This is a genomic window from Winogradskyella sp. (genome assembly GCF_013213835.1).
In the GTDB taxonomy this organism is placed as follows: domain Bacteria; phylum Bacteroidota; class Bacteroidia; order Flavobacteriales; family Flavobacteriaceae; genus Winogradskyella.
Genome location: NZ_JABSSU010000004.1, coordinates 397,629 through 412,004, shown reverse-complemented (window position 1 = coordinate 412,004; position 14,376 = coordinate 397,629). Strand labels below are relative to the sequence as shown.

The following is a 14,376-nucleotide window of genomic DNA, read 5'->3' as shown; positions in this document are numbered from 1 at the left end:
CCTATTTTTGCAGGAAATAGAGAATATTTTATTCCGAACAAAAGTCTTATGAAGATTATCTATAATGTCACTATTAATATTGATGATAGTGTCCACGATGAATGGTTAATATGGATTAAAGAACATATACCACAAGTCTTAGCCACAGGCAAATTCATTGAAGCTAAACTCACTAAAGTATTAGTGGAAGAAGAAATGGGTGGCACGACATACTCCATCCAATATAAAGCACATAATAGACAAGCACTAGATGCATACTACAAAGAAGATGCACCAAAATTAAGACAAGACGGTATAAAACGTTTTGCTGATAAAATGCTAGCTTTCAGAACAGAACTCGAAGTTATTGATGAGTACTCAGTTAATTTTAAATAAGCTGTATGCCAATAAATCAAATCTTATACAACAATAAACAGAAACTTATTTTGGTAAGTATAGTGGCAATTGTGGTTGGTGCTTTAATCAGTTATTTCAATTATGGTACTGAACCTTGGGAAACCATCGGTGGTCTTATTTGCGGTTTATTCTTCGGAATGCTGATTATTTTCATTTCATTAAAACAACCTAACTAATCACTCTCAATAGTGTCAAATCAAAACCAAGTTAGAGCCAAAAAACATTTAGGACAACATTTTCTTAACGATGAAAATATTGCTAAGAAAATAGCTGATACTTTATCGCTAGAAGGTTATAAGGATGTTTTAGAAATTGGTCCAGGAATGGGTGTACTTACAAAGTATTTACTTAAAAAAGACACTACCACTCATGTTATTGAAATAGATACAGAATCTGTTGACTATCTTAAAAACAATTACCTCAACCTGGCAAGTCGTATCTATGAAAAAGACTTTTTAAAGTACGACCTAACTGAAGTGTTTGGTGATAAGCCTTTTGCTATAATTGGGAATTATCCATACAATATTTCTTCTCAAATTGTATTTAAAACTTTAGAATTGCGTCAACAAATTCCTGAATTTTCAGGGATGTTTCAAAAAGAAGTAGCGCAGCGTATATGTTCTAAAGAAGGTAGTAAAGTCTATGGTATATTATCGGTTTTAACACAAGCTTTTTATGATGCGGAATATCTATTTACAGTGCCACCAAGTGTTTTCAATCCACCACCAAAAGTAGATTCGGGTGTACTTTTACTAAAACGAAAAACGAACTTCTCACTCCCATGTGATGAGAAGTTATTCTTTAAAGTGGTAAAAACCGCGTTTCAACAACGAAGAAAAACATTACGTAATAGTTTAAAAACATTCAATCTTTCAGATAATTTAAAAGCAAACACTATCTTTGGGCAGCGACCAGAACAATTGAATGTTTCGCAATTTATTGAGCTGACATCGCTGATAGAGAATGATGAATAGGATTAGTTTTCTTAGATTTCGACTACGCTCAATCTGACGGAAAATTAAGAAACTATAAAAAAATCGGTGGAAGAACTTCAAGATAACATACAATTTCAACTCACGAATGAGCTCATAGAAAAGGTAGAAATCCTTGTCGAAGACCAGAAAGACAAAGAGTTAAAAGCCTTACTAAATGAGTTTCACTATGCTGATATTGCGGAAATTATTGATGAAATAGACCTTGATGATTCCGTTTATGTTATTAAACTATTAGATTCTGAAACCACTTCAGATATCCTCATGGAACTCGATGAAGATATCAGAGAAAAAATTCTAAAAAATCTTTCGGTTAAGGAAATTGCAGAAGAAGTTGAAGAGTTAGATACTGATGATGCGGCAGATATGATTGGCGAATTACCTGAAGAACGCCAAGAAGCTGTAATTTCTCAAATTGAAGATGAAGAACACAAAGCTGAAATACAAGAACTCTTAAACTATGATGAAGACACTGCCGGTGGACTCATGGCCAAAGAGCTTGTTAAAGTATACGAAACATGGACAGTTGCGGGTTGTTTGCGTCGTATTCGCGGACAAGCAAAAGAAGTGAAACGTGTACACTCTATCTATGTTGTAGATAAAGAAGAAAAACTAATTGGTCGTTTATCTCTTAAAGACCTCATAGTTGCCAAAAGCGACCAAAAAATTGCAGAAATCGCAAAAGACAATGTTGATTTTGTAAATGTGGCTGACGACCCAGAAGATGTCGCTAAGGTAATGGCTAAATACGATTTGGAGGCTATTCCTGTTGTTGATGATTCCCAGACGTTATTAGGAAGGATTACCATTGATGATATTGTTGATGTCTTAAAAGAAGAAGCTGATAAAGATTATCAATTAGCCGCAGGTATTACACAAGATGTAGATTCTGACGATAGTATTTTAGAGCTAACACGCGCGCGCTTACCTTGGTTATTCCTTGGTCTTGTTGGAGGTATTGGTGCATTTTTAATCATGGAAGGTTTTCAAGAGGCTTTTAATAAGTATGCATTACTCTTCTTTTTCACACCATTAATTGCCGCAATGGCCGGAAATGTTGGTGTACAATCAAGTGCAATTATTGTACAAGGTTTAGCTAATGATGATGTCAAAGGAAGTATTAATAGCAGGTTAATAAAAGAAATGCTTCTTGCCGCCTTAAATGGTACTATTCTAGCGCTATTCTTGTTTGTATTTGTTTGGATAACAAAAAGTGATGTAAATACAGCGTTAGCAATATCAGTATCCTTAATAGCAGTAATCATTGTAGCTGGTTTAATTGGCACCTTTGTTCCATTATTTTTAGACAAAAGAGGCATAGATCCTGCAATAGCCACAGGACCTTTTATCACTACAAGCAACGACATCTTTGGTATCCTAATTTACTTTTGGATTGCAAAGTTGATACTTGGTATTTAATACCATTTGCTTTCGTAACTTTATAGCATGAAAGCAATTAATATTCAAGATAAACTTACTAAATTCGATAAAAATTGGTATCCACATCAAATAGCTGTGGTTGATGACATGCAGGTGCTTCTAGCAAAATTGAAAGGTGAATTTGTCTGGCACAGTCATAAGGATGAAGACGAATTATTTCAAGTCATTAAAGGCACGCTATATATGCAATTTAGAGACAGAACTGAAGTTATAAATGAAGGCGAATGTATTGTTGTACCTAAAGGAGTTGAACATAATCCATGTACAAAAAATGATGAAGAAGTTCATGTCCTTTTATTTGAAAAGCAAAAGATAGCACATACTGGAAATGTAATCCACGAAAAAACACAAACTGAATATCCTAAGATATAAAATTAACAATCTGTCACATCGAGCTTAGTCGAGATGTGTTGAAAAAATTCCCACTTTCGTGGGAAGTTACCATGAAAATACTACACCTAGACACCAATCATCCATTACTTATAAATCAACTCAACGATTTAGGCTTTACCAATCACGAAGATTATACCTCTTCAAAAGAAACTATTGAAGCTAAAATTTCGGAATATGATGGTTTTATTATTAGGAGTCGATTTAGGATTGACAAGGACTTTTTAGATAAAGCAACTAATCTAAAATTCATTGGTCGCGTCGGTGCAGGACTAGAAAATATAGATTGTGATTATGCCGAACAGAAAGACATATACCTTATATCAGCACCTGAAGGCAATAGAAACGCCGTTGGTGAGCATAGTTTAGCCATGTTATTGTCGTTATTTAATAAGCTTAACAAAGCAGATAAAGAAGTGAGACAAGGCAAATGGTTACGAGAAGATAATCGCGGTTTAGAGTTAGATGGTAAAACTGTTGGACTTATTGGTTATGGAAATATGGGTAAAGCCTTTGCAAAAAAGCTTCGTGGTTTTGATGTTGAAGTATTTTGTTATGATATTAAGCCTCATGTTGGAGATGAAAACTGCAAGCAAGTTTCGCTTGAAGAATTGCAAGAAAAAGCAGGTGTATTGAGCCTTCACACACCACAAACTGAACTCACTATTAATATGGTAAATACTGAGTTTATAAATGGTTTTAAAAAACCTTTTTGGCTCATTAATACTGCAAGAGGAAAGAGTGTGGTAACTGAAGATTTAGTATCTGCACTAAAATCTCGTAAAATTCTTGGTGCAGGCTTAGATGTTTTAGAATATGAAAAGTCTTCTTTTGAAAATTTGTTCTCTGCGGATATGCCTGAAGCATTTCAATTTCTTATCAAATCGGAGAATGTCATACTATCACCACATGTTGCTGGGTGGACTACAGAAAGTAAAGAAAAACTAGCTCAGACCATTGTAGATAAAATTAAATCAAAATTTTGCTAAATTAGATGACAACTAATTTCATCTAAATCATGCAATATAAAGCTGAATCTCCGGAAGATTACATATCACAACTTCCGGAAGACAGAAAAGCACCAATATCTAAACTTCATCAACTTATTAAGGACAATATGCCAGAAGGTTTAGAATCTGGCATAAGTTATGGCATGCTGGGTTATTATGTGCCAAAATCTATCTATCCAGATGGATATCACTGCAAACCATTTCCACCTTTACCGTTTATAAATTTAGCCTCGCAAAAGAATTTCATAGCATTATACCATTCAGGTGTCTATGCAAAGCAAGAGCTTTACGATTGGTTTGTCTCAGAATACCCAAAACATTGTAAGTATAAATTAGATATGGGTAAAAGCTGTATCCGTTTTAAGAAAATGGATGATATACCGTACGATTTAATTAAAGAATTAATGCGTAAAATGTCTGTTGAAGAATGGATAGAAATATATGAATCAGCCATAAAGAAGAAATAAACATGAAAAAAAGAGTAACAGGCATTGGTGGACTTTTCTTTAAGAGCAAAGACCCAAAAGCATCAAGAGATTGGTATAAAAAACATCTAGGTTTTAACACAGACGACTATGGCTCTACGTTCTGGTGGAAAGATAATGAGGGAAAAGATTGTTCCACGCAATGGAGTGTATTCTCTGAAGACACCAAGTATTATGAACCTTCAAAAAAAGACTTCATGTTTAACTATCGTGTTGAAAACTTAGAAGCACTTCTAAAGGTTTTAGAAGACGAAGGTGTAACAATTGTAGGTGATATGGAGACATATAGTTACGGAAAGTTTGCTTGGATACTTGATAATGAAGACAATAAGATTGAATTATGGAAACCCATTGATGCGGCATTTAAGGAATAACATTACTTTTTTTATAACTTTAAAACACTATTAATTAATAAATACTAAAAACTATGTCAGAAGAAAATAAAGATTTAGGTGAAGAACTAAATGATATGATTGGCGATGCCAAAGAATCTGCAAAACGTGCAGGCGAAAAAATAAGTCAAAAAACAAGTGAATTTGCGGAAGACGCTAAAGAAAAAGCTAGTGAATTTGCAAGTGAAGCTAAAGAGACTGCAAAAGAATTTTCAGATGGTGCTAGAGAAGCTTATCAAAACGCAACCGGTGACAATAAGAAAATTTTAGCTGGTATTCTAGGAATTATCTTCGGAGGATTGGGAGTTCATAAATTTGTTTTAGGTTACAGCAAAGAAGGTGGAATTATGCTTGGCTTAACACTTATTGGAATTGTTCTTTCTTGTATAGGTATTGGTGTATTTGTTGTATGGATTATGGGAATAATTGGTTTTATTGAAGGAATTATCTATTTAACTAAATCAGATGAGGATTTTTACAACACATATCAAGCAGGAAAGAAACCTTGGTTTTAAATTAAAGAATAAAAAAACCAGAAGACATTGCTTCTGGTTTTTTTTAATTCTCATCCAAATTATAATCTAACGGTAAAGTATCACCAATTCTTTGACTTCCCATGGCCCCACTAAAATACACACCTTTTATTGCTGAATAATTGCCATAGACATCTAACAAAATACTATTAACATAAATTTCAATCGCTGACTGGTCTCTTTTGTTATGTAAAATTGAAACCTTTTTACTTAAGCTTACTTCTTTAAAAGCTGGATTCTCAGCTACTTTTATCTTAAAGAAATCCCATTCATTAACTCTAAAACTCTTGTAATAAATTTGGTATCCTTCGTCCTTTAAGTTTTCATTATATAAAGCTCTCATAAAGTGTTGTACAGAACCTTTATAAACCTTCTCTCGAGCGCGTTTTGCTTTTTTCTTATTAGAATTTTCTATATCCTTATAAAAAGACGTCCCCGCATAGGCAACTCTCTCAATAACAAATTCTTTATCATCAATATTAACATAACGAAAGGTAGCTTCAAAATCTATAAGGTCAAAAGACAACTCATATTTTAAAGCTCTATTCTTTATTAAAATGGGCCTATCAGAACTTGCAGTTAAGATTTGACTGCGTTTGTCATATCTAAGAATAATGTCATTCTCATTTAAAATTTTACAAGACCTTCCATATTTTGATTTACCTAAAAACTCTCTCTTAAAAAGGGAAAGTTTTTGTTTCCTCGTAAGACCATCATCAAAATCAATAAAAACTTCATCCAAACCAACTGCAGATGGTTTCATTTTAATAATAACATCTTTTTTAACTCTATAATCAGTTATTAGTACTTTTTCAAAACCCAGATACGAAAAGACCAAATTAGACTGAATGGCATCTGTGTAGGTTATAGAAAATCTACCTTCGGCATCTGTTGTTGTACCTATTGTTGTATTATCAAAATAAACGGCTACAGTTTCGAGAGGTTTGTTAGAAGAAGCATCAAGCACAGTACCTGTTATTGTCTGAGAAAAAGACAACATTGGAAAAAGTAGAATTAGAAATATTCTACTTATCATTATTCTCGGTGAATTTACGTTCTAGTTCAGCTTGAAATTCTTCCATTACAGGTCTTACTGTACTTTCTGGTAAGTCAGCAATCTTTATGTACATAAGACCATCAACAGCATTGTTAAATAGCGGATCTACATTAAAAGCCACAATTTTTGCATTTTGTTTGATGTACTTTTTAAGTAACACCGGTAATCTTAAGGAACCAGGTTCTACCTCATCGATAAGTTTGTCTAGTTTGTTAAGATCAGCTTCTGCCTCGTCGAATACAAATTCTTTATCGGCATCTTTCAACTTTACTTTAAATTCCTTCTTAGGATGCACATATTGGGCTAAATACGGATCATAATAATGAGATTTCATAAACTCAATCATCAAACTTTTGGAGAAGTTTGAGAACTGATTACTTATGCTTACACCTCCAATTAAGTATTTATGTTCGGGATGACGCAGTGTTGTGTGTACTATTCCTTTCCAGAGTAAAAATAACGGCATTGGTTTTTGCTGATAAGACTTTACTATAAAAGCTCTACCCATTTCAATAGATTCGCTCATCATCTTATATAGTTCTGGTTCAAAACGAAACAAATCTTGCATATAGAAGCCGTCAATACCATAGCGCTCAAAAATTTGTGAACCTAATCCCATCCTATAAGCTCCTGCCACAACCTTAGCCTGATTATCCCACAAAAACATGTGGTGATAATACGTATCAAAAGTATCTAAATCAATAGCTTCATTTGTGCCTTCTCCAACTTCTCTAAAAGTAATTTCTCGCAGTCGTCCTAATTCTCTCAGAACATTTGGCATCTCTCTAGCTTCAGCCAAAAAGACCTCGTAATTTTTACTTTCTAGAAGTCTGCACTCATTTGCTCTTAGTTTTTCTACCTCAGCAACCATAACATCTGTATCAACCGGTGTTACAATACTTTTAGGTGCCTTTGGTACTTTTACACTAGATTTTAAGTTATCTAATATCTTTGATTTTGTTTCAAAGGAATTGGAAAGCATATAGGTTTTTCGTCTTAAGAAATCTGAAAAATCTGCTAACTCTCCATGTTCTTTTTGATCTTTTACAGAAATAGGCTTACCAATTCTTACCTTAATTACACGACGTTTTTGTGTTAATAATTCTGAAGGTAATTTAGCTGTTCTTAGTGTATCACTAATCTTAGAAAGTCTGTAAAATAAGCGACTATTTTTTGCATGAAAATAAATTGGAACAACAGGAACTTCTGCCTTTTGAATAAGTTTCATAGCAGCTTCTTCCCATGGTTTGTCAACAACGAGTTTGCCATCTCTGTAAGTAGAAACTTCACCAGCCGGAAACACACCTAACGGATGACCTTCTCTTAAATGTAATATGGCATTTTTAAAACCAGTGATACTGCTTTTAACATCCTTTCTGTCTTCAAAAGGATTTACAGGCATTATATATGGCTTTAGTGGCTCAATACGATGCAATAAAAAGTTAGCGATGATTTTAAAATCTTCACGTTGTTCTAGCATTAACTTTAAGAGTACAATGCCTCCAAGCGGATGATTAGAAATAGTTATATAAGCGCCATCTTTTGGTAAACGCTTAAGATCCTCTTCTGGTATTTCAAACTTTATTTGAAAATCATCTAAGAGCGCATTCAAAAAATCTAAGTTAGAAAGATGCTTATTTCGTGTATAGATTTTGTTAATCGAAGAAATCTTTAAAACCTTCATGAGGATCCAACCAAAAAAAGTACCCAAAAAGCCATACTTGTCTGCATTAATAGCCTTGGCAACCTCCTTTGCGGTAACTAAACCAGAATTAGTTGATTTCCCCATATAACAAATCTAAAAAAAATTACTTAGTAACAATCTGTACTGTTTCTTGTGTTAATTGCTTCAATAATACGGTTTTTTCTTTTTCTAATTCTTTAATCGCGCTATCATTGTAGTGTCTTATAGTGTAGAGACTCACATTATCGTGCAATGTTACATTAAACTTAGCCTTTAGATGCTGAATTAACTTATCCCTATTGTCATAAAGGTTATCTATACAAACCGAGAAACTAATTGCTGAATTTTGAATAAGGTCTACCTTCATCTTATAGAGATGTAGCAGGCTAAATATCTCACTAATATTTTCTTCAACGATATATGAAAAATCTAATGAGGACAATGAAATAAGAATTAGATTTTTCTTTACAATAAAGCACGGAATCTCAGGCTCTAACGTTTTACCTTTGCTTACACAAGTTCCACTAGCTTTAGGATTTAAAAAGGACTTTACATGTAGTGGTATTTCTTTTTGCTGAAGTGGCTGCAGTGTTTTAGGGTGAATAACGGAGGCGCCATAAAACGCCAGCTCTATAGCTTCTCTATATGAAATTTGATTGAGTAGTTGGGCATTTTCAAAATATCTTGGGTCTGCATTTAATACACCTGGTACATCCTTCCAAATAGTAACATCAAGAGCATTTAGGCAATAGGCAAAAATTGCAGCTGTATAGTCACTACCTTCTCTTCCTAAGGTCGTTGTAAAATTATTAGCATCACTTCCTAGGAAACCTTGGGTAATATTAAGTTGTGTTGTATCAAAATTAGATGATATAATATCTTGTGTTTGTTCCCAATTTATATTTGCTCTTCTGTAATAATTATCTGTTTTTATAAATTCCCTCACATCTAACCATTGATTATTTAGTCCTATTTGATTTAAATAGTGACTTACGATAGTTGTGGAAACTAACTCTCCAAAACCAATAGTTTGGTCATAGACATAATTGTAATCTGGCGACTTATTAGTCTTAAAAAAAGTCTTTAATTCATCAAACAGCGCTTTAACAGATTTAAAAACCTCGTGCTGTTCATTATCAAATAAATCTAATAATATTTCATTATGAAACTTAATAACTTCATGGATGGAACTCTGCAACTCTTCTTTGTTTTCAAAATAGTTCTTTATCACAAGCTCCATGGCATTAGTTGTCTTTCCCATTGCGGAAATAACAACTAAAGTATTGGCGTATCCTGTTGTTTTTAAAACTTCAGCCACGTTTTTTACACCTTCTGCATCTTTAACTGATGCTCCACCAAATTTGTAAACTCTCATTACTTCTATCTTGTCTAAAAAACTTAAGACGTTATATTTTTTACATAGTTATTAATCCCCTTTTCATCTAACTGTACCACATCCCAATCTCTCATTACGTTTGCACCTTTACTTTCGTAAAAGTCTATAGCTGATGTGTTCCAATCTAGAACTTCCCAACACACACGTCTTACCTTTTTTTGGTATGCATATTTTACAACCTCATCCAATAACAAAGAACCTAATCCTTTTCCTCTGTGTTTATGACTTACTATTAAGTCTTCGAGATGAATTGCTTCACCTTTCCAAGTAGAGTATCTTGAATAAACTAAAGCTATACCTTCGACCACACCATCAATTTCTAAAACAAAACATGTGAATTTTGGTTTGTCTCCAAAACCATCATTTTGCAAATCAGAAACCGTTACTTCTACAGCATCAGGTTCTTTCTCAAAAACAGCGAGTTCTTTTATAAGTTCAAGAACTCTTGGCATATCATTTTTAGTGGCTAATCTTGGCTGATTCATCATCAAATAAATAAGGATATCAAATATACTTTAAAAGTAGGATTACTTAACAATTAATTTCACTTACGAAAACGTTGTAGTTTGTTAAAAAATGCGATATTTGTGTAATAATCAATATCTCACTCCATGTCTCAAACCAATCAAACTCTAGGAGAGTTTATCATTGAAAATCAAACGTCTTTTAAATATTCTTCTGGTGAATTATCTAGACTTATCAATTCCATTAGACTTGCAGCAAAAGTGGTAAACCACGAAGTTAATAAAGCTGGACTAGTTGATATTATTGGTAATGCCGGCGATACCAATATACAAGGTGAAGATCAACAGAAGTTAGACGTATATGCCAACGATAAATTTATTCAGACTATGACCAATAGAAATATTGTTTGTGGTATTGCGAGTGAAGAAGAAGATGACTTTATTACCATTAATAGCCAAGATGAAAACCATCAGAATAAATATGTAGTTTTAATCGATCCATTAGATGGCTCGTCAAATATTGACGTAAATGTATCTGTTGGGACAATTTTTTCAGTTTACAGAAGAGTAACACCTGTTGGAACGCCGGTTCAAATTGAAGACTTTCTTCAAAAAGGTGTGAATCAGGTTGCTGCTGGATATATTATTTATGGTACCTCTACAATGCTTGTGTATACTACCGGTGATGGCGTTAATGGTTTTACATTAAACCCAGCTATTGGTTCTTATTATTTATCACACCCTAATATGCAATTTCCAGAAGACGGTCGTATATACTCTGTGAATGAAGGTAACTATACGCATTTTCCAAGAGGTATAAAAGACTACATTAAATATTGTCAAAAAGAAGAAGGAGATAGACCATACACTTCACGCTACATTGGTTCGCTGGTTTCGGACTTTCATAGAAATATGATTAAAGGTGGCATATACATGTATCCAAAAAGTTCAAAATCTAGTAATGGTAAACTTCGTCTGCTTTATGAATGTAATCCTATGGCCTTTTTAGCAGAGCAAGCAAATGGGAAAGCAAGTGATGGCTATATGAGAATTATGGAAATTGAACCAACTGAACTTCACCAACGTGTACCTTTTATATGCGGAAGTAAAAATATGGTAGATAAAGCAGAAGAATTTATGAAGAATGCTGAATCCTAATAAAATCAAAAGCGACTAAATTAAAACCTAGTCGCTTTTTTTATGTTTTTAAATCAGATAATACTACTGATTCATTTTCTTCATTCTATCTGTAAACTCATCTAAGTCTACTTCATAATGTACAAGTGTTAATGCTTTATCTGCGATGTACTTTACATTATCTTGATTAAAACCTAAACCAACACAAAGTTTTTCTAATAAACCTAATTGGTTTGGTCCTTCTATATGATCAGCCCATACCATTCTAGCTAAATCATATAAACGTTCTAAACGCATATCATAAGATACTGGCGGATTAATAGGATGTGAATTATAATCCTTAAGTATAGCTTTATAATCTGACTCCGTGATGTCTAATCTTGTAGCTAATCGATCTAAAAAGGCTTTTTCGGCATCATTAATAATACCATCGCTCATAGCAACTCTTACAATTGCCGCAAAATGATCTTCATTTCGCTTCTTAAATCCACTTTCGAATAAATCTGAAATTGACATATATTGTTTTGATTTTTAGTATGGCAAATATAACTTAAAGGTTTAGCTTATTAAAAGGAAATATGGGCTTTTTTAACATATTGGTTCTAAAGACTTACAATCTTACAAGCTTCAAATTCTGTATCGGTAAAACTTTCGGCAGTCCATGTACTTAAAGCCTTTAAAATTGGCAATAGAGCTTCACCTTTTTTAGATAATGAATACTCAACCCTTGGTGGTGTTTCAGCAAAACGCTCTCTTATAATTAAACCATCTTCTGCCAATTCCTTTAACTGGTCTGTGAGTACTTTTTTTGAAATATTAGGTATAAATAACAGCAGTTTTCCAAAACGTAAACTTCCGTTGGCTAGTAAGTAAATAATGATTGGTTTCCATTTTCCACCTATAACGTTCATTGCAAATACTAAAGAACAATGATTCGGATTATCAATTACTTTTCTTGCCATAGTTACCTTTTTGTTACCACAAATTTAGGTAAAATTTTATTAATTGTTTATAAAAGAAACTATTAATAGTATATTTGCTAAACTTTTAAAATAAAGAATTGAAAATATTATAGATTATGAAAAAAGTATTCATTATAAACGGTCACCAATATTATCCTTTTGCAGAAGGAAGATTAAACAAAACTTTGGTAGATAAAGCTTCCAATTTACTTGAAGATGCTAACTTCGAAATTAAAACAACTGCAACGCAAGAAGACTATAATGTAGAGGAAGAATTAGAGAAATTCCTTTGGGCAGATGTTGTGTTATTTCAAACACCACTAAACTGGATGGGCGTGACTTGGAGTTTCAAAAAATACATTGACGAAGTACTAACTGCAGGTATGATGGGAACCTTATCTCAAGGTGATGGTCGTAGTAAAGAAGAACCAAAGAAAAACTATGGTTTAGCAGGTTTACTAAAGGGGAAATATATGATTTCTGTAACTGCAAATGCACCAAAAGAAGCATTCAATAATCCTGAGGAAAAGTTCTTTGATGGCAAAAGTGAAGACGATTTATTATTACCAATGCACCTTAACTTTAAGTGGTTTGGTTTAGAACCATTAACAACATTTTTTGCTTACGATGTGATGAAGAATCCAGATATAGAAAACGATTTTATTCGTTTTGATAAGCACATTAAAGAAGAATTAATCGCAAAAGCATAACACAATGACATTACAAGATAGTTTAGATAAATTAAAAGCAAAGATTGAAGGCAGTATGCCTGCTGAAAATGTTGCAATTATGCACCAAACAACCAGAGATTTAGAAAATTCTGGTATTGGTGAAGGCATTTTAAAAGTTGGTGATAAAGCACCAATATTTTCATTACCAAATCAAGAAGGTAACCTTGTGTCTAGTTCAGAATTATTAAGCAATGGTCCATTAGTGGTTACGTTTTACAGAGGTGTTTGGTGTCCTTATTGTAATCTAGATTTAGGAAATCTAAAGCGTTATAACTCTCAATTAGAAGAGCAAAATGCAACAATGTTGAGTATTTCACCTCAGCTACCAGAATTCAACCAAAAAATTGTTGAACAACAACGCTTAAACTTCGATTTGTTAAGCGATTCTAAAAACACTATTGCTGATGCGTTTGGCCTACGATGGACAATGGTTGACCCATTAAAATCATTATATAATGATACATTCAGAATAAATTTACCAACTTACAATGGTGACGAATCCTGGACACTTCCTGTTCCTGCACGTTTTATTATTGGTACAGATGGTATTATTACATACGCTGAATATTCTGTAGATTACACAAAACGTCCTAATCCAGATGTTTTAGTTGATGCTTTAAAAGCTATTTAATTTGTATATTTCAAGAACATCTGAGATATCAACATATGACTACTGAGTATTTAAAATCTACACATTATTTTGATTACGAAAGTCCTGAAATCCAAACTTTGGTTCAGGACTTTCATAGTCTTTCAGAACAAGAAAAAATAAAACAATTATATCTTAAAGTTAGAGATGGTTGGCGATACAATCCGTATAATATCGGATTAACCAACGACCATTTTAAAGCAAGTGCTATTTACAACAAACCAACCGCGCATTGCATTGACAAATCTGTATTATATGTTGCAGGACTGAGAGCTTTAGGAATTCCATCAAGAATACGTTTAGCAAAAGTCTCTAACCATATTGCTGTAGAACGCTTAGTTGAAAAATTAGGCACTAGCGACATTGCACCTCACGGCATGGCTGAAGTGTTTTTTGATAACAAATGGGTTAAATGTTCACCTGCCTTTAATACAGAACTTTGCGATAAATTCAATGTAGATGTTTTAGAGTTTGATGGTACTGAAGATTCTATTTTTCAAGAATTTAATAAGGATGACGCTCAATTTATGAGCTACAAGGAAGATTATGGAAGTTTTGATAATGTACCCATTACATTTATAAAAGAAACTTTCAAAAACAACTACCCTAAATTATACCATCAATTTAAGGACAGTAAAGAAATTAATATTTAAAGATC

At 33.1% G+C, this 14,376-nt stretch carries 19 protein-coding genes; 13 read left to right on the top strand and 6 right to left on the bottom strand.

Annotation, left to right across the window (positions count from 1 at the left end):
- Positions 1-48: 48 nt before the first annotated feature.
- The 9 genes from HRU50_RS07645 (at position 49) to HRU50_RS07605 (ending at position 5,620) form a co-directional block, all read left to right on the top strand.
- On the top strand, positions 49-375 hold the full coding sequence (locus tag HRU50_RS07645) for a DUF4286 family protein (protein ID WP_296349867.1): 327 nt from the start codon (positions 49-51) through the stop codon (positions 373-375).
- 5 nt (positions 376-380) lie between these two features.
- Positions 381-572 carry a hypothetical protein gene (locus tag HRU50_RS07640; protein WP_296349865.1) on the top strand — a complete coding sequence of 64 codons (192 nt, stop codon included), beginning with the start codon at positions 381-383 and terminating at the stop codon, positions 570-572.
- A 12-nt stretch (positions 573-584) separates the two neighbouring features.
- On the top strand, positions 585-1,370 hold the full coding sequence (gene rsmA, locus HRU50_RS07635) for a 16S rRNA (adenine(1518)-N(6)/adenine(1519)-N(6))-dimethyltransferase RsmA (protein ID WP_296349863.1): 786 nt from the start codon (positions 585-587) through the stop codon (positions 1,368-1,370).
- 66 nt (positions 1,371-1,436) lie between these two features.
- A complete protein-coding gene (gene mgtE / locus HRU50_RS07630) occupies positions 1,437-2,807 on the top strand; it encodes a magnesium transporter (RefSeq protein WP_296349861.1) in 1,371 nt (456 codons plus the stop codon).
- Positions 2,808-2,834: 27 nt separating this feature from the next.
- Positions 2,835-3,200, top strand: a complete 366-nt coding sequence (locus tag HRU50_RS07625) for a cupin domain-containing protein (RefSeq protein WP_296349860.1) — start codon at positions 2,835-2,837, stop codon at positions 3,198-3,200.
- Between the two features lie 71 nt (positions 3,201-3,271).
- Positions 3,272-4,207 carry a 2-hydroxyacid dehydrogenase gene (locus HRU50_RS07620; protein WP_296349857.1) on the top strand — a complete coding sequence of 312 codons (936 nt, stop codon included), beginning with the start codon at positions 3,272-3,274 and terminating at the stop codon, positions 4,205-4,207.
- A 29-nt stretch (positions 4,208-4,236) separates the two neighbouring features.
- Positions 4,237-4,695, top strand: a complete 459-nt coding sequence (locus HRU50_RS07615) for a DUF1801 domain-containing protein (protein ID WP_296349855.1) — start codon at positions 4,237-4,239, stop codon at positions 4,693-4,695.
- 2 nt (positions 4,696-4,697) lie between these two features.
- Positions 4,698-5,087: a VOC family protein gene (locus tag HRU50_RS07610; RefSeq protein ID WP_296349853.1), complete on the top strand. Its 390-nt coding sequence runs from the start codon at positions 4,698-4,700 to the stop codon at positions 5,085-5,087.
- A gap of 53 nt (positions 5,088-5,140) precedes the next feature.
- Positions 5,141-5,620 (top strand): TM2 domain-containing protein, encoded by a 480-nt coding sequence (locus tag HRU50_RS07605; protein WP_296349852.1) that lies wholly within the window; start codon positions 5,141-5,143, stop codon positions 5,618-5,620.
- Between the two features lie 43 nt (positions 5,621-5,663).
- Here HRU50_RS07605 and HRU50_RS07600 read toward each other — a convergent pair whose 3' ends face one another.
- From HRU50_RS07600 to HRU50_RS07585, 4 genes are read right to left on the bottom strand one after another with little or no spacing between them, the layout of a single operon-like run.
- A complete protein-coding gene (locus HRU50_RS07600) occupies positions 5,664-6,674 on the bottom strand; it encodes a carboxypeptidase-like regulatory domain-containing protein (RefSeq protein ID WP_296349850.1) in 1,011 nt (336 codons plus the stop codon).
- A complete protein-coding gene (locus HRU50_RS07595; RefSeq protein WP_296349848.1) occupies positions 6,664-8,484 on the bottom strand; it encodes a GNAT family N-acyltransferase in 1,821 nt (606 codons plus the stop codon). The genes HRU50_RS07600 and HRU50_RS07595 overlap by 11 nt, the downstream gene beginning before the upstream one ends.
- A 19-nt stretch (positions 8,485-8,503) precedes the next feature.
- Positions 8,504-9,754 carry an aspartate kinase gene (locus HRU50_RS07590; RefSeq protein ID WP_296349845.1) on the bottom strand — a complete coding sequence of 417 codons (1,251 nt, stop codon included), beginning with the start codon at positions 9,752-9,754 and terminating at the stop codon, positions 8,504-8,506.
- A gap of 23 nt (positions 9,755-9,777) precedes the next feature.
- A complete protein-coding gene (locus tag HRU50_RS07585; RefSeq protein ID WP_296349843.1) occupies positions 9,778-10,260 on the bottom strand; it encodes a GNAT family N-acetyltransferase in 483 nt (160 codons plus the stop codon).
- A gap of 126 nt (positions 10,261-10,386) precedes the next feature.
- Here HRU50_RS07585 and fbp point away from each other — a divergent pair, with 126 nt between their 5' ends.
- Positions 10,387-11,397: a class 1 fructose-bisphosphatase gene (gene fbp / locus HRU50_RS07580; RefSeq protein WP_296349840.1), complete on the top strand. Its 1,011-nt coding sequence runs from the start codon at positions 10,387-10,389 to the stop codon at positions 11,395-11,397.
- 63 nt (positions 11,398-11,460) lie between these two features.
- Here fbp and HRU50_RS07575 read toward each other — a convergent pair whose 3' ends face one another.
- Complete coding sequence (locus HRU50_RS07575) at positions 11,461-11,892, bottom strand: TerB family tellurite resistance protein (protein WP_296349838.1); 432 nt, start codon at positions 11,890-11,892, stop codon at positions 11,461-11,463.
- 86 nt (positions 11,893-11,978) lie between these two features.
- Positions 11,979-12,338 (bottom strand): helix-turn-helix domain-containing protein, encoded by a 360-nt coding sequence (locus HRU50_RS07570; RefSeq protein ID WP_296349836.1) that lies wholly within the window; start codon positions 12,336-12,338, stop codon positions 11,979-11,981.
- 116 nt (positions 12,339-12,454) lie between these two features.
- Between HRU50_RS07570 and HRU50_RS07565 the strand changes: the two genes are divergently transcribed.
- The 3 genes from HRU50_RS07565 to HRU50_RS07555 are packed head-to-tail and all read left to right on the top strand — an operon-like array spanning position 12,455 to position 14,371.
- Positions 12,455-13,048 (top strand): NAD(P)H-dependent oxidoreductase, encoded by a 594-nt coding sequence (locus HRU50_RS07565; RefSeq protein ID WP_296349834.1) that lies wholly within the window; start codon positions 12,455-12,457, stop codon positions 13,046-13,048.
- 4 nt (positions 13,049-13,052) lie between these two features.
- Positions 13,053-13,700, top strand: a complete 648-nt coding sequence (locus HRU50_RS07560) for a peroxiredoxin-like family protein (protein ID WP_296349832.1) — start codon at positions 13,053-13,055, stop codon at positions 13,698-13,700.
- Positions 13,701-13,735: 35 nt separating this feature from the next.
- Positions 13,736-14,371, top strand: coding sequence for a transglutaminase family protein (locus tag HRU50_RS07555; RefSeq protein WP_296349830.1), 636 nt, complete (start codon positions 13,736-13,738; stop codon positions 14,369-14,371).
- Positions 14,372-14,376: the final 5 nt, after the last annotated feature.

What these genes read in the sequence shown, in the direction of transcription:
- HRU50_RS07645 (WP_296349867.1), top strand. Translation starts at nt 49, where the DNA reads ATGAAGATTATCTATAATGTCACTATTAATATTGATGATAGTGTCCAC.
- HRU50_RS07640 (WP_296349865.1), top strand. Translation starts at nt 381, where the DNA reads ATGCCAATAAATCAAATCTTATACAACAATAAACAGAAACTTATTTTG.
- HRU50_RS07625 (WP_296349860.1), top strand. Translation starts at nt 2,835, where the DNA reads ATGAAAGCAATTAATATTCAAGATAAACTTACTAAATTCGATAAAAAT.
- HRU50_RS07620 (WP_296349857.1), top strand. Translation starts at nt 3,272, where the DNA reads ATGAAAATACTACACCTAGACACCAATCATCCATTACTTATAAATCAA.
- HRU50_RS07615 (WP_296349855.1), top strand. Translation starts at nt 4,237, where the DNA reads ATGCAATATAAAGCTGAATCTCCGGAAGATTACATATCACAACTTCCG.
- HRU50_RS07610 (WP_296349853.1), top strand. Translation starts at nt 4,698, where the DNA reads ATGAAAAAAAGAGTAACAGGCATTGGTGGACTTTTCTTTAAGAGCAAA.
- HRU50_RS07605 (WP_296349852.1), top strand. Translation starts at nt 5,141, where the DNA reads ATGTCAGAAGAAAATAAAGATTTAGGTGAAGAACTAAATGATATGATT.
- HRU50_RS07600 (WP_296349850.1), bottom strand. Translation starts at nt 6,674, where the DNA reads ATGATAAGTAGAATATTTCTAATTCTACTTTTTCCAATGTTGTCTTTT.
- HRU50_RS07595 (WP_296349848.1), bottom strand. Translation starts at nt 8,484, where the DNA reads ATGGGGAAATCAACTAATTCTGGTTTAGTTACCGCAAAGGAGGTTGCC.
- HRU50_RS07590 (WP_296349845.1), bottom strand. Translation starts at nt 9,754, where the DNA reads ATGAGAGTTTACAAATTTGGTGGAGCATCAGTTAAAGATGCAGAAGGT.
- HRU50_RS07585 (WP_296349843.1), bottom strand. Translation starts at nt 10,260, where the DNA reads ATGAATCAGCCAAGATTAGCCACTAAAAATGATATGCCAAGAGTTCTT.
- fbp (WP_296349840.1), top strand. Translation starts at nt 10,387, where the DNA reads ATGTCTCAAACCAATCAAACTCTAGGAGAGTTTATCATTGAAAATCAA.
- HRU50_RS07575 (WP_296349838.1), bottom strand. Translation starts at nt 11,892, where the DNA reads ATGTCAATTTCAGATTTATTCGAAAGTGGATTTAAGAAGCGAAATGAA.
- HRU50_RS07570 (WP_296349836.1), bottom strand. Translation starts at nt 12,338, where the DNA reads ATGGCAAGAAAAGTAATTGATAATCCGAATCATTGTTCTTTAGTATTT.
- HRU50_RS07565 (WP_296349834.1), top strand. Translation starts at nt 12,455, where the DNA reads ATGAAAAAAGTATTCATTATAAACGGTCACCAATATTATCCTTTTGCA.
- HRU50_RS07560 (WP_296349832.1), top strand. Translation starts at nt 13,053, where the DNA reads ATGACATTACAAGATAGTTTAGATAAATTAAAAGCAAAGATTGAAGGC.
- HRU50_RS07555 (WP_296349830.1), top strand. Translation starts at nt 13,736, where the DNA reads ATGACTACTGAGTATTTAAAATCTACACATTATTTTGATTACGAAAGT.